This window comes from Pseudoalteromonas sp. CF6-2 (genome assembly GCF_021729425.1).
Taxonomy (GTDB): Bacteria; Pseudomonadota; Gammaproteobacteria; order Enterobacterales; family Alteromonadaceae; genus Pseudoalteromonas; species Pseudoalteromonas arabiensis.
Window position 1 is genome coordinate 168165 of record NZ_CP091442.1, and the last position, 24714, is coordinate 192878.

The window sequence follows — 24714 nt, forward strand, 5'->3', positions numbered from 1 at the left end:
GTGATGGAATTAGCAATTAAAGACGCTTCTGGCGCTCTTGAAGTTTCTGAAGCTACTTTTGGACGTGAGTTTAACGAAGCATTAGTACACCAAGTAGTTGTTGCTTACGCAGCAGGTGCTCGTCAAGGTACTCGTGCTCAGAAGACACGTTCTGAAGTAAGCGGTGGTGGTAAAAAACCATGGTCTCAAAAAGGTACTGGCCGTGCACGTGCTGGTACAATTCGTAGCCCAATTTGGCGTTCAGGTGGCGTTAGCTTCGCAGCTAAACCACAAGATCACAGCCAAAAAGTAAACCGTAAAATGTACCGCGGTGCGATCAAAAGCATCTTATCTGAATTAGTTCGTCAAGAGCGTTTAATCGTTGTTGAACAGTTTGGTCTTGAAGCACCAAAAACTAAAGAACTAGTTGCTAAGCTTAAAGAACTTGAGCTTAAAGATGTTCTAATCGTGACTGAAGAAGTAGATGAGAATCTTTTCTTATCGGCACGTAACCTATACAAGGTTGACACGCGTGATGTAGCTGGTATCGATCCTGTAAGCCTAATCGCTTTCGATAAGGTACTTATTACAGCTGCTGCTGTTAAGCAACTTGAGGAGGCGCTAGCATGATCCGTGAAGAACGTCTTTTAAAAGTGATCCTTGCTCCACACATCTCTGAAAAAAGCACTATCGCTGCTGAAGAGAACAACACGATTGTTTTCAAAGTAGCTTCTGATGCAACTAAAGCTGAAATCAAAGCTGCAGCAGAAAAGCTTTTTGAAGTAGAAGTAACTGGTGTTCGCACACTAAACGTTAAGGGTAAAACAAAACGTACTGGCATGCGTTTCGGTCGTCGTTCAGACTGGAAGAAAGCTTACGTTACTCTTAAAGAAGGTAGCGAGCTAGACTTTGTCGGCGGCGCCGAGTAATAAGGGGAGTTAGAATTATGGCACTTCAAAAGTGTAAACCAACTTCTGCGGGTCGTCGTCACCTGGTTAAAGTGGTTAACCCAGATTTACATAAGGGTAAACCTTACGCACCACTACTAGAGAAAAACTCTAAGTCTGGTGGTCGTAATAACAAAGGTCGTATCACGGTTCGTCACATCGGTGGTGGTCACAAGCATCATTACCGTGTAATCGACTTTAAACGCACTAAAGATGGCATTCCAGCTGTTGTTGAGCGTCTAGAGTATGATCCAAACCGTAGCGCAAACATCGCTCTTGTATTATATGCAGACGGTGAGCGTCGTTACATTATTGCACCTAAAGGCTTAAAAGCTGGTGATTCAATCCAGTCTGGTGTTGATGCACCAATCAAAGCTGGTAACACATTACCAATGCGTAACATGCCTGTAGGTTCGACTGTTCACAACGTAGAATTAAAACCAGGTAAAGGCGCGCAAATCGCACGTTCTGCTGGTGCATACGTTCAAATCCTTGCACGTGAAGGTCAATACGTGACTCTACGTCTTCGTTCTGGCGAAGTTCGTAAAGTTCCAGCTGACTGTCGCGCAACACTTGGTGAAGTAGGTAATGCTGAGCATATGCTTCGTTCACTAGGTAAAGCTGGTGCAAATCGCTGGCGTGGTATCCGTCCGACAGTTCGTGGTGTTGCCATGAACCCGGTAGATCACCCGCACGGTGGTGGTGAAGGTCGTACATCTGGTGGTCGTCATCCTGTGTCTCCATGGGGTAAACCGACTAAAGGTGCTAAGACACGTAAGAACAAGCGTACTGATAAGTTTATCGTACGTCGTCGTACTAAATAATAGTTGAGGAATAGCCATGCCACGTTCTCTCAAGAAAGGTCCTTTTATTGACCTACACTTGCTGAAGAAGGTAGAGAAAGCGTTGGAAAGCGGTGACAAGAAGCCAATTAAAACTTGGAGCCGTCGTTCAATGATCATACCTAACATGATCGGATTGACCATCGCTGTCCATAATGGTCGTCAGCACGTTCCTGTGTTTATCACAGACGAAATGATCGGTCACAAACTGGGCGAATTTGCACCAACTCGTACTTACCGCGGTCACGCTGCGGATAAGAAAGCGAAGAAACGTTAAGAGGGGAATGATAAATGCAAGCATTAGCTAAACATAAATTCGCCTCTGGTTCGGCGCAAAAAGCTCGTCTAGTTGCAGATCAGATCCGCGGACTTCCGGTTGATCGCGCTCTAGAAATCCTGGCGTACAGCCCTAAAAAAGCGGCTGTATTAGTTAAGAAAGTACTTGAGTCTGCTATTGCTAACGCAGAGCATAACGAAGGTGCTGACATTGATGAGCTACGTGTAGCTACGATCTTTGTGGACGATGGTCCTACAATGAAGCGTATTATGCCACGTGCTAAAGGACGCGCAGATCGCATCCTTAAGCGTACAAGCCACATCACTGTTGTGGTTTCAGATAGCTAGGAGTATAAGTAATGGGACAAAAAGTTCATCCTACTGGTATTCGCCTAGGTATCTCTAAACCTTGGGTTTCTACCTGGTACGCGAATTCAAAAGATTTCTCTGATCAGCTTTTTGGCGATCACAAAGTACGTAAATTCCTTACTAAGGAATTAAAAGCGGCTTCTGTGTCTAAAATCGTTATTGAGCGTCCAGCTAAATCTATCCGTGTAACAATTCACACAGCTCGTCCTGGTGTTGTTATCGGTAAAAAAGGCGAAGACGTTGAAAAACTACGTCAAGCAGTAACTAAGATTGCAGGTGTTCCGGCTCAGATCAATATTTCTGAAGTTCGTAAGCCTGAACTTGATGCACAACTAGTAGCTGACGGTATTGCGTCACAGCTAGAGCGTCGTGTTATGTTCCGTCGCGCTATGAAGCGTTCGGTACAAAACGCAATGCGTATTGGTGCAAAGGGTATCAAAGTTGAAGTTAGCGGTCGTCTTGGCGGTGCTGAGATCGCACGTTCAGAATGGTATCGTGAAGGTCGTGTACCTCTACATACTTTACGTGCTGATATCGACTACGCAACTTCTGAAGCCTTAACCACTTATGGTATCATTGGTGTTAAAGTTTGGATCTTCAAAGGCGAAGTTATTGGTGGTTTACCACTAGTACAAGAGCAAGAGAAGCCAGCTAAACGCGCGCCAAAGAAAGCCAAAAAAAGTGCTAAGTAGAGGTAGCGAGTAATGTTACAGCCAAAACGTACAAAATTCCGTAAAATGCACAAAGGCCGCAACCGCGGTTTAGCGCAAAACGGTAACAAAGTAAGCTTCGGTACTTTCGGTTTGAAAGCTACTGGTCGTGGCCGTATGACTGCTCGTCAAATCGAAGCAGCTCGTCGTGCTATGACACGTCACGTAAAGCGTCAAGGTAAAATCTGGATCCGTGTATTCCCAGATAAGCCAATTACGAACAAACCATTAGAAGTTCGTATGGGTAAAGGTAAAGGTTCTGTTGAATATTGGGTTGCTGAAATTCAACCTGGTAAAGTACTTTACGAAATGGAAGGTGTTTCTGAAGAGCTTGCTCGTGAAGCATTTAACCTTGCAGCGCGTAAATTACCATTCACAACAACTTTCGTAACTCGGACGGTGATGTAATGAAAGCTAGCGAACTAAAAGACAAAAGCGTAGAAGAGCTAAACGCTGAACTTCTAGGACTTCTTCGTGAGCAGTTCAACCTGCGCATGCAAGCAAGCACTGGTCAGTTAGCTCAGACACACACGCTAAGAACAGTACGTCGCGATATCGCGCGTGTAAAAACAATTATTAACCAGAAGGCAGGTCAATAATGAGCGATAAAATCCGTACTCTTCAAGGCCGTGTAATCAGCGACAAGATGGATAAGTCTTTCACTGTTGCTATCGCACGTTACGTGAAGCACCCAGTATATGGGAAATTCATCAAACGTACGACTAAACTACACGTACATGACGAAAACAACACAGCTCAAACTGGTGACGTAGTTACTATCTCTGAGTGTGCTCCTATTTCTAAGACTAAGTCTTGGACTTTAGTAGACGTTGTTGAGCGTCCAAAGAAAGCTTAATTTTTAATTAAGTTTACTTTTAAAAAGCCCCGGCACTTGCTGGGGCTTTTTGTTTTCAAACTCTAAACAGCCATTTCAGTTAGTGTTTACTGTCATTCATCTTTGTATGAAAAAGCTTGCGTAATTTGATTTACAGTAATTCGCAAGTGTTCAAAAAACAGACCACTTAATTAAATAGAAAATAACGATTGAAGTAATAAAGTTAACCGTGTCGTTTTAAGAAAGAGATATTTAATCATTTTTTATAAGCTGGCTCAAAATTTATTATTGTCAAAAATAAGTGATGAAATACTTTTTCAGAATCAACCTTAAATAATAGGTTTATTTTTGAGCTATATTGTTACTTTGTTGTTTTGTTTTTAATTTTATATGTGTTTTTTATCCAGATTTATGCTTTTGTAAATTTATTGTTTATATGTAATATTATAATTAATAATGTGAGGTGTGGAAATTATTTTTATCTCAAGTTACTGATTGTATTGGTTATTTATTTGATTTACATATATTTACATATGTATCAATAGTTTTATTTAATTGTTCCTTTTTAAATTTATAATGAGTTTTGCGTTTATGTACCTTTATTGGTTATTGATATAGGTGTATTGATGTAAAACGCAAATAAAAAATAAAATAATCATTTGGAAGGGAAAATGAGCAAGTTAAACACATTATCATTTAATATAAAGGCTGCCCTGTGTATAACAGGGCTTGGTTTATCACATTTTGCCACTGCTGCAGATGAAGGTAATGAGCAAGTTGAGCGTATTCAAGTTACGGGTTCAAAAATAAAGCGTATTGGTGATTTGTCTCCAACTCCTGTTACTGTTATTACGGGCGATGCGATGGTTAATGCGGGTATTACTAATGCCGCTGAACTATTAAGCGAGATGCCATCGGCTACAGTTGGTTTATCACCTGAGACAACAAACGATAACGTTTTTGCTAATGGCTTGAGTAATACAGACTTACGAGGTTTAGGTGCAGAACGTACGCTCGTACTTGTTAATGGACGCCGCTTTATTGCGGGTGCTCCGGGCAGTAGCGCCGTCGACTTAAATAATATTCCAACCGCAATGATTGAGCGTATGGAAATCTCAACCGGCGGCGCTTCAGCTGTGTATGGTTCAGATGCGGTTGCTGGTGTGGTCAATATTATTACTAAGAAATCATTCCAAGGCTTTGAATTTGATGCATCAACATCGCAGCCTCAACAAGACGGCGGTGAAGAGTCTTATGTATCATTCACTTTTGGTAACGAAGGTGAAAAAGCAAGCTTTGTAACGAATATCTCTTATTCGGATTCAAAACAATTACGTGGTGATCAACGAGACTTTATTCGTAACGGTGTTATTTCTTTAGACCACCCTGATAACTTAAATGATGAAGATGGCATTCCTCGTCGAATCATTTATGATCAAACAGGTAGCACAACGCTTGGCTTTTATAGTCCAACAGGTGATTTCTTCACATCTGATGGTCATTATATCTTTGCTGATGACGGTTCAATTCGTCCATTTGCAAGTGGTGAATATTTACCAGCAAGTTCAACGCCAGGTAGCCGTAATACGCAATATTATGTTGGTAATGAAGGCGATGGCTATCATTTCTTAAATCATAAATATGTGCGTACACCACTTGAGCGTTTAAATTTATCATCGAATGTGAACTATGCGTTTAGTGATGCTCACTCAATGGCATTTGAGCTTACGTATTCAAATACGCATGCCTATGGTGAAAGCTCGCCTGCATTCCATACTTTAAGTGGTATGCGTACAGATAATGCGTTCTTTAGTGATGAGACAAAACAGTTTTTCTCTGATCGTGATATGGACACATATACAGCGTATATTACTACAGACGCACTAGGTAACCGCGTATACGATCAAAAGCGTCAGCTTATTCAAGGTGTTTTAAGCTTTGAAGGTGAAATAACCGATAACTGGTTTTACTCAGCTTATGTACAACGTGGCTCAGTACAAGCGGATACAACTTGGCACGGTGAAATGCTTGTCGACAATTTTAATAAGTCATTAGATGCCGTTGAAATTGATGGCGATATTGTCTGTGCCGATCGTTCTAGAGATGAAGTAACTGCCCGTGAAGGCTGTGTGCCTCTTAATATTTGGGGAACAGGTCTTGCCTCGCAAGAAGCGCTTGATTATGTAAAGACAGATGCAACTCGCCGTGCAACAGTTGATCAAACAACTTATGGTGTAACGTTTAGCGGTGATTTATTTGAGCTAGAAGCGGGACCAATTGCTACAGCATTTACCATTGAGCATCGTAAAGAAGCATCATCAACTTTACCTGATCCCGCTATGCGTAAAGGATTGATTTTTAACAATCAATCTGAGGCATTATCAGGTTCATTTGATGTCAGTGAGGCCGCTGCAGAGTTCTCTATTCCGCTTGTTGTAGATGCATCATTTGCCGATGAAATTTTCCTTGAAGCGGCATATCGTTACATGGATTACTCATCAACAGGCACTGATGACGCATGGAAGTTAAGTTTTAACTATGTACTTAATGATGATATTCGTTTCCGTATTAATAAGTCTAAATCAGTTCGTGCACCGAACATAAATGAGCTTTATCAAGCCCGTTCAGAGACTTTTAAAAGCTTTGATGACCCATGTGAACAAGGCCAAATTGATAATGCAGGTGAGTATAAAGAAAACATCACCAATAACTGTCGCTCGCAAGGCATTCCTGAAGGTTGGGTTCCAAGTGAAGACTGGAAGCGTACTAACCACTCTGGTTTCAATTTAGGTAATATTAATCTTGAAAATGAAAGTGCGCACGATTTAACTGTTGGTGTTATATACACACCTTCATTTGTTGATGGTTTAAGTATTACTCTTGATTATTGGGAGTTCGATCTTGAAGATATGATCCGTACACCTAAAGCAAAAACAGTGATTGAAAGCTGTTATGAATTTGAGAGTACAGATAATCCATATTGCCCACTTATCTATCGTAATAAAGATACCTTTGAAATTGATTCGTATGATCTGAAACCTATTAACTCTGCAAGTAACAGTATTGCGGGTACGGATATGGAAGTAACATATTCATTTGATACAACATTTGGCTCATTCAGAATGAATATGCTTGCCACTTACATGTCTAAAAACGATGAAAACTTAACAGGTAAAGAAGCTGATAAACGTAATGCTGCAGGTGAGTATACAGATCCACGCTGGAAGGCACGTTTCACAACGAACTATACCTATGAAAACTTACAGGTAAATTTAATCGGTGCCTATCGCCACAGTACTGTTTGGTCAAACGACTGGGTAGCTGAAGATAATAACTATAACGATATCTCATCTTATACGAAGTGGGATTTAACAGCGCGTTATAATATTACTGATGGCCTACAAGTGCGTGGTGGTATGTTAAATGTATTTGACCGCACTCCACCAAGACACCCAAGTCTTTATGATGACGGTGAATACTTTGATTTGAACGGTCGCACCTTCACACTAGGTGTTAACTATAAGTTTTAATCCTTAAGTGTTTTGATAGCCCCAGCACATGCTGGGGCTTTTTGATTGTATATTCTAAAAGATGCTGCTTTTTTGTATCTGTTAAAGCTCTGGGCACTGAACTATTTCGTTTTTTTAACACTCTTAAAATAAAAAGTGAGGAGTTTAGGTGTTAAAGGGAAGCTACAAAGCATGGATGATTTCAATTGCGCTGCATGCTGTAATCTTGTTTCTATTTGCGCAGCATATGCGGTCTGTATCTGTATCACCTGTCTCTGATTCTGTGAATGTAATACACGCATACGTTAGTGTTGATCTCACGGCTTTACCTAGTATAAAAAAAAGTGAAAAAATAACCTCAAAAGAAAAGCAGAATGACTCAAGACTGAAACCGCAAACAAAAGAGGCTGAACCCAGTCATTTAGGACAGTCAGCTGATACAAAAGCGGCTAATCGCTCTTTGAAAGAGCCTAAAGAAGTTCAAGCTGTAGTCGCTAAATCCAGTAAAGAGGTAGAAACTTTAACTGCTGAGCCTAAAACGAATAGTGAAGAAACAGCTGAAAAACCATTTAAAAAGCTGAATCCTTATGCACCAATCCCAGAGCTTAAGTTTGAAAATGGCTTTTCTAATGCTTCAGCACTTGGTCAGATTGATGCTGCAAATAATAATTCGCCTGTAGGCGGGGTTACAGTGCCTGCACAATTAACTGTCTCTGATAAAGCAACAATACTTTGGCAAAATGGCAATGGCAGCAAGCGAACAGAAATGCTCAATGGGCTATGTTACGACATCGATTTTAATACCGTATTTGGCAAGTCAGGAGTACCAAGCGGATCGCCCAGACCCTGTGAAGATAAAGAGGCTAAATTATTTAAGGAAATAATGAATAAATGGCGCAAAAAAATAACAAAATACTTTACCTCAACTTAACTTGAGCTTTTAAAGTGGCGTTTTTAAAAGGACGCTATTATGAACTCATTAGAAAACTACTTGTTAAGTTTGCAACTTAATAACTATAACACTTCAATTTCACAAATCGTCGAAATACAGATTCGTACTTGGCAGTCGCTGCAATCGAGATCGCTTTATGCTCGGGAGTTGTTAGAAACATTAAAGGTCACGCATTATTCACTACAACAGCAACACCATGAGTTATTAAAGCACGTGCTGCCGCTACTTGGTTATCAGACCAAACAACAACACGACAACATGCTGTTGATAGAACATAAACGACTCACTCATTGGTTAAATTTATCTTGAATTGTCATTAACCAGTCACACTGCTAGCGTCAAATAAGCTGCTTTAAGAAAGAAAAGTCGCTTAGTTTATGCAAGAGCAGCCAAAAATCATTATCTTAGGTAATGGTCCTATCAATACAGATCTTACTGAGCAAGTAAATCATTGCCCACGAGTGGTTAGGTTTAACCATTGTGCAGCAATGCCTGATTATTTAGGCCAACGTTGTACTGACTTGTGGTTGGTTGGGCGTGGCCGACAAGCCCTGAGTTTATTAAACACACCACAAATGTCTCTCGAAGGGCTGAGCCAGGTTATGATCACCGATCCAACTCCTAATTCTGTAGCGCAATGTTTTTTTTAATTGATACAACGTAAAGGTAAGGTAGATTTCGGGGAGGCTCTAATCTCAGCCTATGCGCAAAAGTGCCAAGTAGAGCGTTTAACAGCACAGTTTCGCCAATCATTATTAAATGAATTATTAGCCCTTGGCTCACCGATGCATCGGCCTCGTTGTGTTAGTTCTGGTACTTTGGCAATTGCTTACTTTTTAGTGCGGTTTAAATACGTACATATTGCAGGTTTTGGTTTTCAAGGTTGGAAGCGTCACCCTTGGAACCTCGAAAAACAATTTGTGGAGCAACTCGTCGCCGAAAAACGAGTTATATTGTTGGACAGTTAAACCAGACACCTAGCTGAGCTAAGCGCCTGGCTTATGATATTACCAAATCATCCCAACAAACTCAGGGTGATCGACAAATGGATTACGGTTACCTTGGTGCTCATATGCCGCTTGGTTGCGATCAAGTTCTAATTGGCTGACAGGGTCCTCGTTGTGCCATTTTAGTAGCATTGCGACAACCCAATTCTCAAATACTTGATTTGAGGTGCCGTTAAGTACAGCGTTACTGTAAGTAGTTTTATTTTGCCAACTTGCAATGACATTTTGATAGCGTGTTGCCATATAGAAATAGGCTCTTGCAAAATCGCCTTTAAACTCATCAATAGGTTCAAATACAGTACCTGAGTAATTTAAAGAACTCGCTGCGCTGCCCAATTTACTACCATTACTAGAGGTATAGCTTGCGCTTCCTACTTCACCAAATGGGTAGTTACTGCGTTTAGAGTTTACATAACCATCGGTTGCGAAAATGTGGTGTACATCAGAGTTCATAGGCTCAACAGTGCCGCCAAACCAGCTTTTCGGAAAAGAGTGTTCACGGTTGTAGCAATCAGCTTCACTGTTATAAGTACCACATTGATCGCTTACGGCTACATAGTTGTAGCTATCTTGACCTGTCGGGTTTTCTGAGTAGCGGTCTAGAATTGAGTTATCGTTTTCAAAATACTTATCGCGTGAGGCAATGTCATAAAAACTCCAAATAGCAGAGTAACCTTGCGAGTTGTGATCTTTAATAATGTTGTACAACTCTGTTTTTAGAGCATAGCCTGTGAGGCCTTGTGTAGTCACATAATAGCCTGTCGGATCAGGTGGTGTTGTACCGCCATCATCACCGCCAGCGCTATCACCTAATGTAAACGGTGTCGCCTCTGAGCTTTGGAAGTTTGCGCCACTGGCAAGCACCGTTTGGCCTAGAGAGAGGTTGTAGCTGCCATTACCGAACGAGCAACACATGCCATCACCGTAACTATCAAAAATAGTGAATGTGTAGTCACCATCAATTAAACAGGCTTGCTCACTATACTGAGTATTCGCTGCATAGCTGCCGCCAGATGCCACTGTACTGCCTTGGGCATTTGTTATTTGCCAACTTGTTTCTTCACCATAGTTGTCAGTGGTGAGCACTAACGATACTTGATTATCTGTGCAACTACCTGTCGGTGGTGGGGTTGTGCCTGTGCTGGGTGCAAAATTATCGACATAAACCACTTCGCTGCCATCAAAACCCGTTACGTCGTAAAAGCGTAAGCCAACATTGATAGCGGTTGTTGTTGGAGCTGTGTACTGATAGCTAATTTGTTGCCATTGATTGGTTAATGCTGAATTTGAATAGTCCTGATAGCCATCAACCACTAAGCGTGCTTTCACACCACCTTCGGTATGGTAAACCCAAGCAGAAAACTCGTAGCTTTCGCCCGCAACAACATCAACGAGCTGCTGTAAATCAGTATTGCTTTGTGTGCCAGTGTTAACAGTGACTTGTGCAGAATATTCGCCAGAGTAAACCACACTGTTGTTAGCACTAATGCTGATACCACTATCAATCGTGCTCCAAGCTGTTGGTGTGTTTGCTGACCAAGTTTCAAAGTCTGCATTATTAATATTTGCAAACGCTGTGTTGCTTAAAAAAAGTAAGCTGCTAGTAAGTATGAGCTTTTTCTTAATCCCGTATGGCATAGATTTTCCCTATTATGTGTTTTCAAATGGTGGACAATAGATGATAACAATGACAGGTTTTTTACAGAATTGATAATTTTTGGATTATTTTATATACGCATTTGTTAATTAAAATTTACATTTCTGCATTGTTTATATTTTGCACACTTTTTAGTTTTGTTCCTATTTTGGGTTTGTCGTGTTACTTCTAAAAGCACTGTTATAGTTTTGTGGTGTAAAGATCACCCGACTTCAACAGCAATAATCAAATAATAACAGCTTGTTTAGGGGTCAAAATGAAGAAATATAATTTATTGGCGCATAGCGTTAAGTTTGCTTTGTCGTTAACTGCACTTTCTACTGTGGGTTATTCAGTCGCAGCTGAAGAGGGAGTTGATGAAGTTGAGCGAATTCAAGTTACAGGGTCTCGTATTGCAAAACCAAAGCTTTCTCAACCCACACCAATAGTAACAATTGGTGCGGCTGAAATAGCCAAAGCAGGTACACCAGATTTAGGGAGTATTCTAGCTGAGTTTCCGTCTATAGGCGCGACCGATACCCTCTTTGGTAATAATGATGACAATGCTGATGCAGGTATCAGCTCTGCTGATTTAAGACGCCTAGGATCCACGCGTACACTTGTTTTAGTGAATGGCAAGCGCCATGTCGCAGGGGCGCCAGGGTCATCTCAGGTAGACTTATCAACAATTCCAGCTGCACTTATTGACAGAATTGAAGTAATAACAGGAGGTGCATCGGCAGTGTATGGCTCTGATGCGGTTTCCGGTGTTGTAAACGTGATTCTAAAAGACAATTTCGATGGCTTACAATTAAAGGCATCAGTTGGTAATTCAACCGAAGGAGTCGGCTCTAAAAATACCTCACTAAGTATTCTAGCGGGGACAGATATTGCCGGCGGTCGAGGTAATATCACTTTCTTTGCTGGCAAAGACCATATCAATGAAGTGATGGCAAATGACTTACGCCAGTCGGATAACTGGGGAACAGTTGATAATCCGCTCAGCCAAGGTGAGGAAGATGGTATTCCTGATCGTTTAACAAGGCCTCGTGTTTTTTCGGATCGTATAAGTGAAAATGGTGTGCTAAACCCATTTGGTGCATTTGGTGAAATTACCACGTTTTCAGATAATGGCACACCTGAATTAATGCCGATTCGTGAGTTCACAAATAGCTTTGCATTCGGTAATTTCCCTGATGGATGTGAGCACTGCTTTAAACTTCAAGACTATGAAAATGTATTACCTGAGCAGGATAAAATAACCATCGCATCAACACTTAATTATAATATTACTGACAACCATACATTTTACAGTGACTTTAAGTTCGTTCGTTCAGACATTAAACAACAGTTTCAGCCATCTTTTCGCTTTGGTGATATATTTATTAACGTAGCAGACAACCCCTACCTTGATGAAACGCTACGCCAGTCCTACCTTAACCAAGGCATTACAACAATAGAAATGTCTAAGTTTTTTGCTGAATTCGGTAATCGAAGTGCTGATAACCGCCGTGAGCTATTTCGATTCGTTGGTGGGGTTCAAGGCTTATTTACTTTAAGCCAAACTGATTTTAACTATGATGTTTACTATGTATATGGGCAAACAGATAACCGCCGGAACTCATTAAACGATTTAATTTCAGGCAATCTTGATGCTGCGCTTGATGCTGTTATTAACCCAGATACGGGCGAAATAGTATGTCGAAATCAAGTACCCGACTTACAACTACCAGATGAGGATGGAAATGAGTATGTTAACCCTGCCACTTTAAATCCCGCAGATTGTGTTCCTTACAATGCGTTTGGTTTTGACCAAGCATCAGAGGCTGCAAAAGACTGGGTAACAGCCGATGTATCGCGTACAGATGAAATAACGCAAGAATTAATTGGCGCTAATATAACATTTGATACTGGGGAGTTTTTTGAACTACTTGGCGGGCCAATCGGTTTAGCTGCTGGTTTTGAATACCGTGAAGAAACATCAGAAACACGCACCGATGAGCTGACAAAATCAGGTGTTTTAGCACAGGCAGCTACACCCGATGCATTTGGTGAGTATGATGTAACTGAGGGTTTTATAGAGGTGAGCTTGCCTCTGCTTGCAAACCTTGCTTACGCAAAAGAACTTACCTTAGATGCCGCATATCGTTATGCTGATTACTCGCATGCTGGCGAAACTGACGCGTGGAAGGTTGGTGTGTTGTATCAGCCTATTGAGGATATTCGTTTGCGAGGCACTTATGGTCAAGCGGTACGTGCCCCGAATATAGCCGAAGCCTTTTCACCCATTTCTCCAGGCTTTGGCCGTGTAGCCGATCCATGTGATGCTGATAGTATTCTCGATAATCCTAATCGCGTTGCTAATTGTGCAGCAATCGGCATACCAGCAGGGTTTGAGGCAAATGATAATGCGAGTATAGATACTATTAGTGGTGGCAACTCTGAACTTGAATCTGAAACCTCAACCTCATTTACGGCAGGCATTGTTTGGACACCGAGCTTTTTTGAAAACTTTTCAATGACCCTTGATTACTATGATATTGAAATAGAAGACGCAATTTCATTTATCGCGACACAAAGTATTGCTGATAATTGTGTGGATGCCCCAGGAGGCCCAGACGAAAGTTTTTGCTCGCAGGTTGAGCGAGACCCTACAACGAATAATGTGACTTTAGTTCGCTCTGGCTTTTTAAATGCAGCAGCTTTGACAACTAGAGGCCTTGAAGCTGATTTTGATTACAGTATGAAGCTGTCTGATTATGGTTTGGCAGGGGATTTAAATTTAAACTTATTTGTAAATCATCTTTTAGAGCTAGAGGCTTTTGAGTTCCAAAGTCGACCTGATAAAGTAAATGTGGAAGATGGTGAAGTGGGGGATCCTGAGTGGCAAGCTCGCTTTTCCGCAACCTATGCTATTAACGATTTAGTTGTAAACTGGTCATCACGTTTAATAGATCGTTCAGCTCGTATCGACCTATCGCCTGACGGAGATATACCTGAAGATTTGAGCCCTGCCTTTGTGGGAACTATTGTGACCCATGACTTGTCCGCTAGCTACCAGTTATTTCAAAACACCCGAGTTGGTTTAGGTATTCGTAACTTAACCGATAAATTACCACCGGCTTATATTGCAGCCAGTGGAGCTAATGATGCAATTTACGATGCTATCGGTCGTCGTTTCTTTGCAAATGTTGTTATTGATTTTTAACTAAAAATCCGTTTAAACAAAAAGACACTGACTTATATGTTAGTGTCTTTTTTTTAGTTATTTATAAAATTAATAACTAAATGGAATATCAAAGCAGATTCTATTCTTTTTTAATCGCGCGAGACCTCGTTATTCTTCACGCTCAGATAAACCTTTAAAGCGTTTTTATTTAGTCTTTAAAGTCGAAAAAAATTGTTCGCGAAATGACGGTAGCAAGTTCGTTTCGCAGTTAACTTTTCAGGGTTACGAGGAATAAATTCATGTTGTTAAGTCAACTAAATGCAGCGGCGAGCCCGCTATCGCAAGAGCAAGTACAAAAGCTGCAAGGCTTAGTGGCTGAACTTAATCCAATTCAGCAAGCGTGGGTCAGTGGTTACTTAGCTGCTAATGCCAACGCAGGTGTAATAACGGGTGGTGTTGCTGCCGCTCCAGCTACGGGTGATGCTGCACCCTTAACTATTTTATACGGCTCGCAAACGGGTAACGCAAAAGGCGTTGCGACTAAGTTAAAAGAACAAGCCCAGTCGCGTGGTCTTACCGTTAAGCTAGTCAACATGGCTGACTACAAACCAACTGCCCTGAAAAAAGAAAAGTTCATCACGGTTGTTGTTTCAACCTATGGTGAGGGCGAGCCACCAGAAGACGCTGAAAGCCTGCATGAATTCTTAACGACTAAAAAAGCACCAAAACTAGATGGTGTTAAAGTGGCTGTGATTGGCTTAGGTGACTCAAGCTACGAGTTCTTCTGCCAAACAGCAAAAGATTTCGAAGCGCGTTTTAACAAGCTTGGCGCAGAAACTATTTTCCAGCGTGCTGACTTAGATGTTGATTACGATGATGAAGCTGCTAAGTGGATTGATGGTGCACTTGATGCGTTTGAACCTGATCTTAAAGCGCAGCAACAAGCAAGTGGTGGTCAAGTTGTGGCGATGCCATTTGGTGCAGCGGCACCTGCGGCAAGCCAATACACCAAGCAAAACCCATTTGCTGCAGAGCTAAGCGTTGTGCAAAAAATTACGGGTCGTGATTCAACCAAAGATGTGCGTCATGTTGAAATTTCATTGGAAGGTTCAGACATCACCTATACACCGGGTGATTCGTTAGGCGTCTACTTTTTAAATGACGAAGCACTTGTTGATGAAGTGCTCACGCTTACACAAATCGATGCATCTAGCACGGTTAAACTCGGCGACGACGAGCTAAGTATTCGTGATGCATTAATCGAAAAATTAGAATTAACTCAGTCATACCCAGGCTTTGTTGAAAAATACGCAACAGCAACGGGCAACCCTGAATTATTAAAGTTAGTTGAAGATAAAGCAGCAATGCGTGAGTACATCGAGCCTCGCCAAATCTTCGATATTATTCGTCAAAACCCAGCTCAATTGGAAGCGCAAACCTTAGTAGATTGCTTACGTAAACTACAAGCACGTTTATATTCGATTGCATCTAGCCAAGCTGAAGTTGAAGAAGAAGTTCACTTAACGGTGGGGCTGGTTGAGTTTGATGCATTCGGAAGCGAACACTTAGGTGGTTGTTCTGGCTATTTAGCACGTCGTGCACAAGAAGGCTGCAAAGTAAAAGTATTCAGCGAGCATAACGATAATTTCCGTTTACCGGCTAATGATGAAACGCCAATTATCATGGTTGGTCCAGGTACAGGTATTGCACCATTCCGTGCGTTTTTACAAGAGCGTGATGCTCGTGAAGCAAGTGGTAAAAACTGGTTATTTTTTGGTAACCCACACTTTACTCAAGACTTCTTATATCAAGTTGAAATTCAAGGTTACTTGAAGTCAGGCTTACTGACTAAAGTGGATGTGGCGTTTAGCCGTGACCAAGCGGAAAAAGTATATGTTCAAGACAAACTTCGCAAAAACAGCCAAGAAGTATTTGCTTGGTTAGAAGCGGGTGCTCATTTCTATATCTGTGGTGATGCAAACCGTATGGCGAAAGATGTTCATCAGGCGCTTGTAGACATTATCAAAGAAAATAGCGGCAAAGATGATGAACAAGCTGAGCAATATTTAAAAGATTTACGTAGCGCAAACCGCTATCAGAAAGACGTGTACTAATCACGTTTAAAGCTAACAGCCGTCACTGTAACAAATTTAGGAAATACCATGAGCGAACAAGACAAAAACGTAAAGCTTTCTGATAACGAGCGTTTGAAAAGAGAAAGTAATTTTTTACGTGGCACAATTGAGCAAGATTTAAAAGACGAGATCACCGGTGGTTTCACTGCTGATAACTTCCAACTGATCCGTTTCCACGGCATGTACCAGCAAGATGACCGTGACATTCGCCCTGAGCGTGCCAAGCAAAAACTAGAGCCGTTACATAACGTTATGTTACGTGCGCGTATGCCTGGCGGTATCATCAAGCCAGAGCAATGGTTAGCGATTGATAAGTTTGCTGAAGAGAAAACTAGCTATGGCAGTATTCGTTTAACCACGCGTCAAACGTTCCAGTTCCATGGTGTGCTTAAGCCAAATATTAAAGGTATGCACCAAATGCTCAATAGCGTGGGCATAGACTCAATTGCAACGGCGGGCGATGTAAACCGAAACGTATTATGTACGACGAACCCAGTTGAGTCTGAGCTTCACCAAGAAGCTTACGAGTGGGCTGCGAAGATCTCTGAGCACCTATTACCAAAAACCAAAGCGTACGCTGAAATTTGGCTAAATGGCGAAAAGAGTGAAACCACTGAAGAGCCAATCTTAGGTTCAACTTACTTACCGCGTAAGTTTAAAACCACAGTAACAATTCCACCGAACAATGAAGTGGATGTGCATGCGAACGACTTAAACTTCGTGGCAATTGCAGAAAACGGCAAGTTAGTTGGCTTTAACGTGTTAGTGGGTGGTGGTCTTGCGATGACTCACGGTGATACAGCAACGTATCCTCGTAAAGCAGATGACTTTGGTTTTATCCCACTTGAGCACACCTTGAAAATTGCTGAGCACGTTGTGTCTGTACAGCGTGATTGGGGCAACCGCTCAAATCGTAAAAATGCGAAAACTAAATACACATTAGACCGTGTAGGTTCTGATGTATTTAAAGCTGAAGTTGAAAAACGTGCTGGTGTTCAATTTGAACAAAGCCGCCCGTATGAGTTCACTCACCGTGGTGACCGTATCGGTTGGGTTGAAGGTATTGATGGTAAGCACCACTTAACGCTGTTTATTCAAAGTGGCCGTATTTTAGATTACCCAAATCAACCTCTTAAAACAGGCTGCCGTAAAATTGCTGAAATTCACCAAGGTGATTTCCGCATGACGGCAAACCAAAACTTGATCATCGCAGGTGTTCCAGCTGATCAAAAAGCGGTAATCGAAGAGATCGCTCGTAACCATGGCCTGATTGATGACAGCCATACAGAGCAGCGTAAAAACTCAATGGCGTGTGTGGCATTACCAACCTGTCCGTTAGCGATGGCAGAAGCTGAGCGTTATTTACCAAGCTTAATTGAGAAAACAGAAGCGCTATTAGCGAAACATGGTATTGGCGATGACAACATCATTATGCGTGTTGTGGGTTGTCCGAATGGCTGTGGCCGCGCAATGTTGGCAGAAGCGGGTCTGGTTGGTAAAGGTCCAGGAAAATACAACGTGTACTTAGGTGGTAACCGTGAAGGCACGCGTATTCCAAAGTTGTATTTAGAAAATGTTGGCGAAGACGTATACCTAGACGCATTCGATAAGCTAATTGGCCAATGGGCAAGTGAGCGTAATGAAGGCGAGTGTTTTGGTGATTTTGTAATTCGCAAAGGCATTGTTGCTGAAGTTAAAGTTTCAGTAACTGATTTTCACGCATAATTTTATAAGCGACACCGCTTTAAGGTTTGGAATTAACCATGAGTGAATTTAAAGACATCTTAACGATGAGCAAAGAAGACCAAACAGCTATGCTGGCTGATATTAATGGTCTTCTGGCTGATAAAAGCGCTGAAGAGCGTGTTGCGTGGGCTCTTGAAAACTTACCAAGCACGCACTTTTTGTCGTCTAGTTTTGGTATTCAAGCGGCGGTGATGTTGCACTTAGTGACATCGCAGCAGCCTGATATTCCTGTGGTACTGACTGACACTGGTTATTTGTTCCCTGAAACCTATCAGTTCATCGAGCAAATGACGGAGCGACTTTCGCTTAATCTTAAGGTTTATAAAGCCCAGCTTAGCCCAGCGTGGCAAGAAGCGAAGTTTGGTAAACTTTGGGAGCAAGGTGAAGCTGGCATCAAGCAGTACAATCAACTGAATAAAGTTGAGCCAATGACCCGTGCTTTAAACGAGCTGGAAGCAGGCACCTGGTTTAGTGGTTTGCGCCGCGGGCAATCATCTAGTCGTGCTGACAAGCAAATTGTTGAAATTAGCCGTGGTACTGTGAAAGTGTATCCACTTATTGAGTGGAACAACCGCGATATTTATCAGTATCTAACTAAGCATGATTTGCCGTATCACCCACTTTGGGAGCAAGGTTATGTATCTATGGGCGATGTTCATACAACCCGTAAACTTGAACCAGGCATGACAGAAGAAGAGACACGTTTCTTCGGTTTAAACCGTGAATGTGGCTTGCACATTGATGGTGATGGTATTTAATCCTATTTTCCTATCAGAAAATTCATAAAGCGCGACTTAGGTTGCGCTTTTTTTGTGTCTTTTGTGTACAATTCGCGGCTTAGTAGTAGCATGGGGTCGTCGATGAGTCGTTTTGTAGTTTTCTTATTTTTTGTAGTACCGTTTTGCCAGTCAGAAGTATTGCGGGTTGGGCTACCAGACAGCGATTACCCTCCCTATCATTTTATGAATGCCGAACAAGGCGGTATTGTTCAAGACATACTGCAACGCTTTAGTGAGCAATATGCAATTGAGGTACAGTATTCGTATGCGCCTGAAAAGCGCTCGCAAAAAATGCTTGATGATGGGTTATTAGATGGGCGCATTGAATCTATAGATTGGTATACAGGGAGTAACCAGTACTATTGGAGTGAGGCGATTAGCTTTGTAGAGGATGTGTTAGTCATGCCACATGGCTGTCATATACCACCCATAGATGAGCTAACAGGCTATGTATTTATGGGTCGTTATGCTTATACTTATCCGAAATTTGAACATTATTTTGACAGCGGGGCGATGCACCGTGAGAATTTTTATTCAGAACGAGAGATGCTCTTAGCATTAATGGACTGGGATCATAATCAGCGTATCGCCGCTATCTCTCTAGATGCATTAAACTGGTATGTGAGCCGGGATGAAGTATTCAAAAAATTAACCGTAAGCACCTATAGTGTGGGAAAAGCGCCACTCCAATTACAGTTTTCAGCAACAGCAAAAACATATTTAATCAAAGAGCAGTTTAATGACTTTATAAAAAGTCTTAAAGCTTCAGGAGAATTTGCTAAGATTGTGAGTCGCTATCAATAGTAGGTAAATGGAAGGATGAAGCGTTTTTGTTATTTTGCCGTCATGTTGCTGCTGATCAGTGTTGTGCTGTTATTTTATATTAAAAAGCCAGATGGTAAACCTTACTTAGAACTGAGCATGTTCGAACATTACTCTGAAAAAGTGAGTGGTGATGTGAGTGACTTTGCTTCGCAAGGTGCCGATGCATTAAGCACACAAGCTAAAAAGTTAACTGAGAAATTGAGCTTTAGCAAAGACGCACATGCACCTGTTGTCGTGTATAAATGGCAAGATGAGCATGGTCAGTGGCACTATGCTGATACACCTCACCCTAATTATTCGAGTACAGTTGTTAGCTTAGATCCGAACGATATTACTGTATTACCTGCAGAAACTTTTCAAGCTGATGAAAAGCAATCATCAACCGTTAAAGCTGACGTAACACCGCCCGCACTTGGGGTGTACGATGCTAAAAATGTGCAAAAGATGATGCAAGAAGCAGAGCAAGTAAAACAGCTTATGGAGCAACGCAATAAGCAACTTGAAAAGCAGCTACAAGAGCAAAGCGGTAACTAATTCAGCCTGTTTTGTGCTGTCAGATCACTTTCCATTTTCATCAGCAAAATAGTGAGGTAAATTTTGGTAGGCAGTGAAAACAGTACGCCGATAGCAATACATGCTGCGCTGAACATAATACCATGCACACCCATGCTTTCACTTAAGTAATTGCCGGCTAATAAAGAATGCCCCAATACGATTAAGCAAATACCTAAAATGATGAAGGTTTTTAATATTCGAATGATGGTTTGTTCAGTCATACAAGCACCTCACTTTTGCCTTAATTAAAGTGTAGGTGCTGTTGTTATTAACTGGATTGTTCTAAATCAAGCAATTGTCGATTATCTATCCAATTTAACTGGGCCATTGATGTTATCGATACTTAAATCGCCAGAGCCCGCTTCGATAATTGTCAGGCCTAGTGTATCATTCACATAAATACTGCCCGAGCCATCGGTGATAGTAACGAGTCCATTTATATGTCTCACATCTATATCACCAGAGCCATCTTCGATAGCCAGCAAACCAGCCAATTTTTTAACGCTGATACTACCTGAACCATCAATAATACGTGCAGGCCCTTGGCTGTTCTCAATGTGGATATCGCCAGAGTCATCTTCAATATCAATGCGACCTTGGCCTTGCTCTATCATAATCGAGCCAGAGTCGTCTTCAATGCTTATATTGCCGCTTACATTGCTAATTCGAATATCGCCTGAGTCATCATCAATATTAATATTGCGACCGTTTTCAATCACAATTGACCCTGAGTCATCATCAATGCGAATGTCGTTTTGCATCGCACGTATAACGATATCACCTGAGCCATCATCGATATCAAGTTTAAGGTTGGTGGGCACAGATACGATTAAATCAATGTGAGGTGATGAACCTCTGTAAAACGATAAGCTACCATTATTGAGCTTACTGATAAGCTCTGCGGTGTCGCCGTGTTTTTCAATAGTTAGGGTATAGGTTTCATCGCCTTTAGCCGCATAGATATTGGCATTTACTGTGATAGCTGAAGCGTTACTATCGCCTTTGATGGTCAGTGAGCCTGCTTCGGCATCGATTTTGAGTGTGCTTAAATTTGCAGCCGACACGCTTAAATCTTGTTGTTTTTGCTCTGCGATTTGACCCGGAGATACATGAATCACACAACCAGTTAATAATAAGCTAGATGTGATGGCAGTTGCGCAAATTGCGCGTTTGAATGATGCAATTGTCATATGGATTCCAAAATTATTGTGATTTTTATCTGGTTAGCATTTGCAAACTATGGTCCAATTTTAACATGCTGATTTTTATGTGTTTTTCATTTTTTGTAAATAAGTGTGTTGGTCTAAACTACAAATTATTGGTGTTTTAAACAAAAAAGGGGCTGAAAATTCAGCCCCTTAGTTAACTTATAAAGTGATTACTGCTCAGCCAGCATATTACGAAGTACATACTGTAAAATACCGCCATGTTTGTAGTAATCCCACTCTTTAGGTGTATCTATACGCACATCAACACTAAAGCTAATTTGTTTGCCTTCACTGTTAGTGGCAATGACGCTTACTTCATTGGTTTTGTCATACAGGCCTTCAAAGTCGAATGACTCTTGGCCAGTTAGACCGAGTGACTCATAGCTTTCACCGTCTTTAAATTGTAAAGGTAATACACCCATACCAATTAGATTTGAACGGTGAATACGCTCATAACTTTGTGCAATAACGGCTTTAACACCAAGCAGTAGTGAACCTTTGGCTGCCCAATCTCGTGAAGAACCTGTGCCATATTCCGCGCCTGCTAAAATAATCAGTGGCGTGCCATCTTGTTGATACTTCATAGCAGCATCATAAATGCTGGCAAGCTCATCACTCGGTTGCATACGCGTAACACCGCCTTCGGTACCTGGGGCTAATAAATTACGTAAACGTACATTAGCGAAAGTACCGCGCATCATCACTTCGTGGTTACCACGGCGCGAACCATATGAGTTAAATTGTGCTTTTTGCACACCATGCTCTTGTAAGTAAAGGCCTGCAGGGGCATCGGCTTTAATCGCACCTGCTGGCGAGATGTGGTCAGTGGTGACTGAGTCACCTAATTTTGCTAAACAGCGTGCGCCACTGATGCTTGGAATTCCTGGAGGCTCAATCTCCATACCATCAAAGAAGGGCGCTTTTTTGATGTAGGTTGAGGCATCATCCCAATCGTACAGTTTACCATCAGGAATTTGAATTTTCTGCCAACGATCATCGCCTTGATACACATTGCCATAGCTTGAGGCGAACATTTCTTTGGTTACGGTCTCTTTTACTAATTCATTGACTTCACTGACACTCGGCCAGATATTTTTCAGGTAAATATCATTACCATTAGGGTCTTGTGCTAGCGGCTCGTTGTACACATCAATATCTGTACGGCCTGCGATAGCGTAGGCGACAACAAGTGGTGGCGAAGCTAAAAAGTTCATTTTCACATCTTGGTGAATACGACCTTCAAAGTTTCGGTTACCTGATAAAATAGAGCTGACTACCAGTTTGTGCTTTTGAATGGCTTCGCTGATTTCATCAGCCAGTGGGCCTGAGTTGCCAATACAGGTTGTACAGCCATAACCAACAAGGTTAAAGCCTAAGGCATCTAAATCATCCATTAAGTCTGCTTTTTTCAGGTAGTCAGTCACTACTTGAGAGCCAGGTGCCAATGAGGTTTTAACCCAAGGTTTCACTTTTAAGCCTAATTGTTTCGCTTTTTTAGCGACTAAGCCCGCTGCTAAAATAACACTTGGGTTTGAGGTATTTGTACAGCTTGTAATTGCAGCAATGACACACGCACCGTCATTAAGCTCAAACTCCTCGCCTTTAAAGTTAACCTTAGCCGCCCCCATAAATTGTGCTTCGTTGACTGGCTCATCTGGGTTGGTTGTAGGGCCCTCATCTTCAATGCGCGCTTCTTGAATATCACTTTTATCGCGATGCTGCATACGTTCATCTTGGAAGCCCTTTAAGTGTTCACCAATGATGTCGCCCGCTTTATCAAGGGCAATTCTATCCTGTGGACGTTTAGGACCCGCAAGACTTGGTACTACATCATCAAGGGATAACTCAAGGGTATCTGTGTAGCGGGCTTCATCACCAGGGTTTCGCCATAAACCTTGATGTTTTGCATAGTCCTCGATGAGTTTAAGTTGTTTGTCATCGCGGTTAGTTAAACGTAAGTAGTTAATGGTTTCATCATCAATTGGGAAAATACCGCAGGTTGCCCCATATTCAGGTGCCATGTTGGCGATAGTAGCACGGTCAGCAAGTGGCAAATCAGCAAGTCCATCACCATAAAACTCAACAAATTTACCCACTACGCCGTGTTTACGCAGCATTTCTGTTACGGTTAGCACAAGGTCAGTCGCAGTCGTGCCTTCAGGCAGGCGACCATTAAGCTTAAAGCCAACTACTTGTGGAATAAGTAAGCTGATTGGTTGGCCTAGCATGGCGGCTTCGGCTTCAATACCACCTACGCCCCAACCAAGTACCCCAAGACCATTAATCATGGTTGTGTGTGAATCTGTGCCGACAAGGGTATCTGGGTAAGCCAGTGATTTACCATTTTTTTCATCATTGAACACCACACGGGCTAGGTATTCTAAATTGACTTGGTGAACGATACCCGTTGCTGGTGGCACAACTTTCAAGTTATCAAAAGCAGTTTGTCCCCAGCGTAAGAATTCGTAACGTTCTTTATTGCGTTCGTATTCAAGTTTCGCATTTAAGTCGAATGAGCCATCTTCGCCATAACCATCAACTTGCACTGAATGGTCAATCACAAGTTCAGCGGGTGAAAGAGGATTAATTTTTGCTGGATCGCCGCCGAGTTTCTCCATGGCATCACGCATCGCGGCTAAATCAACAATGGCGGGTACACCTGTGAAGTCTTGCATAACGACACGGGCAGGCGTAAACGCTACTTCGGCGGAGGGTTTTGCTTGTGGATCCCAGTTTAATAAAGCTTCAATATCTTGCTTTTTGATATTAACGCCATCTTCATTGCGTAGCAGATTTTCGAGTAAGATTTTTAATGAGAATGGCAAGCGCTTTGCTTTATCGCCTAAGCCTTGTAAAGAGTGAATATGGTATTGTTCACCATTGATTGTAAGCTGTTTTTGGGTATCAAAACTGTTATTCATTATTTGCCCCTGTGGTTTTAACAAGCCGAGCTTGTTTTGTGTTTCCTTTTCGAGATATACACTAGCCTGTTGCAAACTTAATACCAGCTAGTAAATTTATTTTGCTGACGAAAAAGTATGCTACTTAAATAGTGTTGATGCCGACACGATTTATTTCAAGGGCAAGGGGAGATAAATAGTCAGTTAATTAAGGTGACTATTAAAAAAAAGAATGTTTAGCTGAGCCATTCTTCATGTTGACTTTTATGGCTAACAAAAAGCAGTACCAAGCCAATGATAATGACACAAAATGGTATTGCCAGTAATAAGATGCT

General features: G+C 41.7%; 24 protein-coding genes. 20 read left to right on the forward strand and 4 right to left on the reverse strand.

Annotation, left to right across the window (positions count from 1 at the left end):
• Positions 1 to 3: 3 nt before the first annotated feature.
• The 14 genes from rplD (at position 4) to L3Q70_RS00900 (ending at position 9387) form a co-directional block, all read left to right on the forward strand.
• On the forward strand, positions 4 to 609 hold the full coding sequence (rplD, locus tag L3Q70_RS00835) for a 50S ribosomal protein L4 (protein WP_062568199.1): 606 nt from the start codon (positions 4 to 6) through the stop codon (positions 607 to 609).
• Positions 606 to 908, forward strand: coding sequence for a 50S ribosomal protein L23 (gene rplW / locus L3Q70_RS00840; protein ID WP_054552368.1), 303 nt, complete (start codon positions 606 to 608; stop codon positions 906 to 908). Before rplD ends, rplW begins: the two co-directional genes overlap by 4 nt.
• Positions 909 to 925: 17 nt before the next feature.
• Entirely contained in the window at positions 926 to 1750 is an 825-nt protein-coding gene (gene rplB / locus L3Q70_RS00845; RefSeq protein ID WP_036974212.1) for a 50S ribosomal protein L2, read from the forward strand.
• A 16-nt stretch (positions 1751 to 1766) separates the two neighbouring features.
• A complete protein-coding gene (gene rpsS / locus L3Q70_RS00850) occupies positions 1767 to 2045 on the forward strand; it encodes a 30S ribosomal protein S19 (protein ID WP_010376377.1) in 279 nt (92 codons plus the stop codon).
• 14 nt (positions 2046 to 2059) lie between these two features.
• Entirely contained in the window at positions 2060 to 2392 is a 333-nt protein-coding gene (gene rplV, locus L3Q70_RS00855) for a 50S ribosomal protein L22 (protein WP_055016519.1), read from the forward strand.
• Between the two features lie 11 nt (positions 2393 to 2403).
• Positions 2404 to 3105, forward strand: coding sequence for a 30S ribosomal protein S3 (gene rpsC / locus L3Q70_RS00860; RefSeq protein ID WP_062568200.1), 702 nt, complete (start codon positions 2404 to 2406; stop codon positions 3103 to 3105).
• A gap of 12 nt (positions 3106 to 3117) precedes the next feature.
• The gene (rplP, locus tag L3Q70_RS00865; protein WP_036974208.1) at positions 3118 to 3531 is read left to right on the forward strand and encodes a 50S ribosomal protein L16; all 414 of its coding nucleotides are present in this window, start codon (positions 3118 to 3120) and stop codon (positions 3529 to 3531) included.
• Positions 3531 to 3722, forward strand: a complete 192-nt coding sequence (gene rpmC, locus L3Q70_RS00870; RefSeq protein WP_004588692.1) for a 50S ribosomal protein L29 — start codon at positions 3531 to 3533, stop codon at positions 3720 to 3722. Before rplP ends, rpmC begins: the two co-directional genes overlap by 1 nt.
• On the forward strand, positions 3722 to 3979 hold the full coding sequence (gene rpsQ, locus L3Q70_RS00875) for a 30S ribosomal protein S17 (protein ID WP_054552372.1): 258 nt from the start codon (positions 3722 to 3724) through the stop codon (positions 3977 to 3979). Before rpmC ends, rpsQ begins: the two co-directional genes overlap by 1 nt.
• Positions 3980 to 4629: 650 nt before the next feature.
• Positions 4630 to 7488 (forward strand): TonB-dependent receptor, encoded by a 2859-nt coding sequence (locus tag L3Q70_RS00880; RefSeq protein WP_237114696.1) that lies wholly within the window; start codon positions 4630 to 4632, stop codon positions 7486 to 7488.
• Positions 7489 to 7636: 148 nt separating this feature from the next.
• Positions 7637 to 8398: a hypothetical protein gene (locus L3Q70_RS00885; RefSeq protein WP_237114697.1), complete on the forward strand. Its 762-nt coding sequence runs from the start codon at positions 7637 to 7639 to the stop codon at positions 8396 to 8398.
• A gap of 39 nt (positions 8399 to 8437) precedes the next feature.
• Positions 8438 to 8728, forward strand: coding sequence for a hypothetical protein (locus L3Q70_RS00890; protein ID WP_062568203.1), 291 nt, complete (start codon positions 8438 to 8440; stop codon positions 8726 to 8728).
• Between the two features lie 68 nt (positions 8729 to 8796).
• Positions 8797 to 9069, forward strand: a complete 273-nt coding sequence (locus L3Q70_RS00895; protein ID WP_237114698.1) for a hypothetical protein — start codon at positions 8797 to 8799, stop codon at positions 9067 to 9069.
• Positions 9070 to 9387: a hypothetical protein gene (locus L3Q70_RS00900; RefSeq protein ID WP_237114699.1), complete on the forward strand. Its 318-nt coding sequence runs from the start codon at positions 9070 to 9072 to the stop codon at positions 9385 to 9387. It begins immediately after the preceding gene.
• Between the two features lie 39 nt (positions 9388 to 9426).
• Here the strand turns inward: L3Q70_RS00900 and L3Q70_RS00905 are convergent, their stop codons facing one another.
• The gene (locus L3Q70_RS00905) at positions 9427 to 11064 is read right to left on the reverse strand and encodes an endonuclease (RefSeq protein ID WP_062568205.1); all 1638 of its coding nucleotides are present in this window, start codon (positions 11062 to 11064) and stop codon (positions 9427 to 9429) included.
• 275 nt (positions 11065 to 11339) lie between these two features.
• On the opposite strand from L3Q70_RS00905, the gene L3Q70_RS00910 reads away from it, so the two are divergent.
• The 6 genes from L3Q70_RS00910 (at position 11340) to L3Q70_RS00935 (ending at position 20250) form a co-directional block, all read left to right on the forward strand.
• Positions 11340 to 14270, forward strand: a complete 2931-nt coding sequence (locus L3Q70_RS00910; RefSeq protein ID WP_237114700.1) for a TonB-dependent receptor — start codon at positions 11340 to 11342, stop codon at positions 14268 to 14270.
• 260 nt (positions 14271 to 14530) lie between these two features.
• Positions 14531 to 16345, forward strand: a complete 1815-nt coding sequence (locus tag L3Q70_RS00915) for an assimilatory sulfite reductase (NADPH) flavoprotein subunit (RefSeq protein WP_237114701.1) — start codon at positions 14531 to 14533, stop codon at positions 16343 to 16345.
• Positions 16346 to 16393: 48 nt separating this feature from the next.
• A complete protein-coding gene (gene cysI, locus L3Q70_RS00920; RefSeq protein ID WP_237114702.1) occupies positions 16394 to 18091 on the forward strand; it encodes an assimilatory sulfite reductase (NADPH) hemoprotein subunit in 1698 nt (565 codons plus the stop codon).
• A 38-nt stretch (positions 18092 to 18129) separates the two neighbouring features.
• Entirely contained in the window at positions 18130 to 18870 is a 741-nt protein-coding gene (locus L3Q70_RS00925; protein ID WP_062568209.1) for a phosphoadenylyl-sulfate reductase, read from the forward strand.
• A 102-nt stretch (positions 18871 to 18972) separates the two neighbouring features.
• Positions 18973 to 19695 carry an ABC transporter substrate-binding protein gene (locus tag L3Q70_RS00930; RefSeq protein ID WP_237114703.1) on the forward strand — a complete coding sequence of 241 codons (723 nt, stop codon included), beginning with the start codon at positions 18973 to 18975 and terminating at the stop codon, positions 19693 to 19695.
• Between the two features lie 15 nt (positions 19696 to 19710).
• On the forward strand, positions 19711 to 20250 hold the full coding sequence (locus L3Q70_RS00935; RefSeq protein ID WP_062568211.1) for a DUF4124 domain-containing protein: 540 nt from the start codon (positions 19711 to 19713) through the stop codon (positions 20248 to 20250).
• On the opposite strand, the gene L3Q70_RS00940 is transcribed toward L3Q70_RS00935, so the two are convergent.
• The 3 genes from L3Q70_RS00940 to acnA form a co-directional block, all read right to left on the reverse strand.
• The gene (locus tag L3Q70_RS00940; protein WP_062568212.1) at positions 20247 to 20492 is read right to left on the reverse strand and encodes a hypothetical protein; all 246 of its coding nucleotides are present in this window, start codon (positions 20490 to 20492) and stop codon (positions 20247 to 20249) included. The two genes, L3Q70_RS00935 and L3Q70_RS00940, sit on opposite strands and share 4 nt — an antisense overlap.
• An 81-nt stretch (positions 20493 to 20573) precedes the next feature.
• Complete coding sequence (locus L3Q70_RS00945) at positions 20574 to 21461, reverse strand: DUF4097 domain-containing protein (RefSeq protein ID WP_237114704.1); 888 nt, start codon at positions 21459 to 21461, stop codon at positions 20574 to 20576.
• A 188-nt stretch (positions 21462 to 21649) separates the two neighbouring features.
• The gene (acnA, locus tag L3Q70_RS00950; RefSeq protein ID WP_237114705.1) at positions 21650 to 24400 is read right to left on the reverse strand and encodes an aconitate hydratase AcnA; all 2751 of its coding nucleotides are present in this window, start codon (positions 24398 to 24400) and stop codon (positions 21650 to 21652) included.
• Positions 24401 to 24714: the final 314 nt, after the last annotated feature.

Coding starts and splice junctions, on each gene's coding strand:
- rplD (WP_062568199.1), top strand. CDS start 4: ATGGAATTAGCAATTAAAGACGCTTCTGGCGCTCTTGAAGTTTCTGAA.
- rplW (WP_054552368.1), top strand. CDS start 606: ATGATCCGTGAAGAACGTCTTTTAAAAGTGATCCTTGCTCCACACATC.
- rplB (WP_036974212.1), top strand. CDS start 926: ATGGCACTTCAAAAGTGTAAACCAACTTCTGCGGGTCGTCGTCACCTG.
- rpsS (WP_010376377.1), top strand. CDS start 1,767: ATGCCACGTTCTCTCAAGAAAGGTCCTTTTATTGACCTACACTTGCTG.
- rplV (WP_055016519.1), top strand. CDS start 2,060: ATGCAAGCATTAGCTAAACATAAATTCGCCTCTGGTTCGGCGCAAAAA.
- rpsC (WP_062568200.1), top strand. CDS start 2,404: ATGGGACAAAAAGTTCATCCTACTGGTATTCGCCTAGGTATCTCTAAA.
- rplP (WP_036974208.1), top strand. CDS start 3,118: ATGTTACAGCCAAAACGTACAAAATTCCGTAAAATGCACAAAGGCCGC.
- rpmC (WP_004588692.1), top strand. CDS start 3,531: ATGAAAGCTAGCGAACTAAAAGACAAAAGCGTAGAAGAGCTAAACGCT.
- rpsQ (WP_054552372.1), top strand. CDS start 3,722: ATGAGCGATAAAATCCGTACTCTTCAAGGCCGTGTAATCAGCGACAAG.
- L3Q70_RS00880 (WP_237114696.1), top strand. CDS start 4,630: ATGAGCAAGTTAAACACATTATCATTTAATATAAAGGCTGCCCTGTGT.
- L3Q70_RS00890 (WP_062568203.1), top strand. CDS start 8,438: ATGAACTCATTAGAAAACTACTTGTTAAGTTTGCAACTTAATAACTAT.
- L3Q70_RS00895 (WP_237114698.1), top strand. CDS start 8,797: ATGCAAGAGCAGCCAAAAATCATTATCTTAGGTAATGGTCCTATCAAT.
- L3Q70_RS00905 (WP_062568205.1), bottom strand. CDS start 11,064: ATGCCATACGGGATTAAGAAAAAGCTCATACTTACTAGCAGCTTACTT.
- L3Q70_RS00910 (WP_237114700.1), top strand. CDS start 11,340: ATGAAGAAATATAATTTATTGGCGCATAGCGTTAAGTTTGCTTTGTCG.
- L3Q70_RS00915 (WP_237114701.1), top strand. CDS start 14,531: ATGTTGTTAAGTCAACTAAATGCAGCGGCGAGCCCGCTATCGCAAGAG.
- cysI (WP_237114702.1), top strand. CDS start 16,394: ATGAGCGAACAAGACAAAAACGTAAAGCTTTCTGATAACGAGCGTTTG.
- L3Q70_RS00925 (WP_062568209.1), top strand. CDS start 18,130: ATGAGTGAATTTAAAGACATCTTAACGATGAGCAAAGAAGACCAAACA.
- L3Q70_RS00930 (WP_237114703.1), top strand. CDS start 18,973: ATGAGTCGTTTTGTAGTTTTCTTATTTTTTGTAGTACCGTTTTGCCAG.
- L3Q70_RS00935 (WP_062568211.1), top strand. CDS start 19,711: ATGAAGCGTTTTTGTTATTTTGCCGTCATGTTGCTGCTGATCAGTGTT.
- L3Q70_RS00940 (WP_062568212.1), bottom strand. CDS start 20,492: ATGACTGAACAAACCATCATTCGAATATTAAAAACCTTCATCATTTTA.
- L3Q70_RS00945 (WP_237114704.1), bottom strand. CDS start 21,461: ATGACAATTGCATCATTCAAACGCGCAATTTGCGCAACTGCCATCACA.
- acnA (WP_237114705.1), bottom strand. CDS start 24,400: ATGAATAACAGTTTTGATACCCAAAAACAGCTTACAATCAATGGTGAA.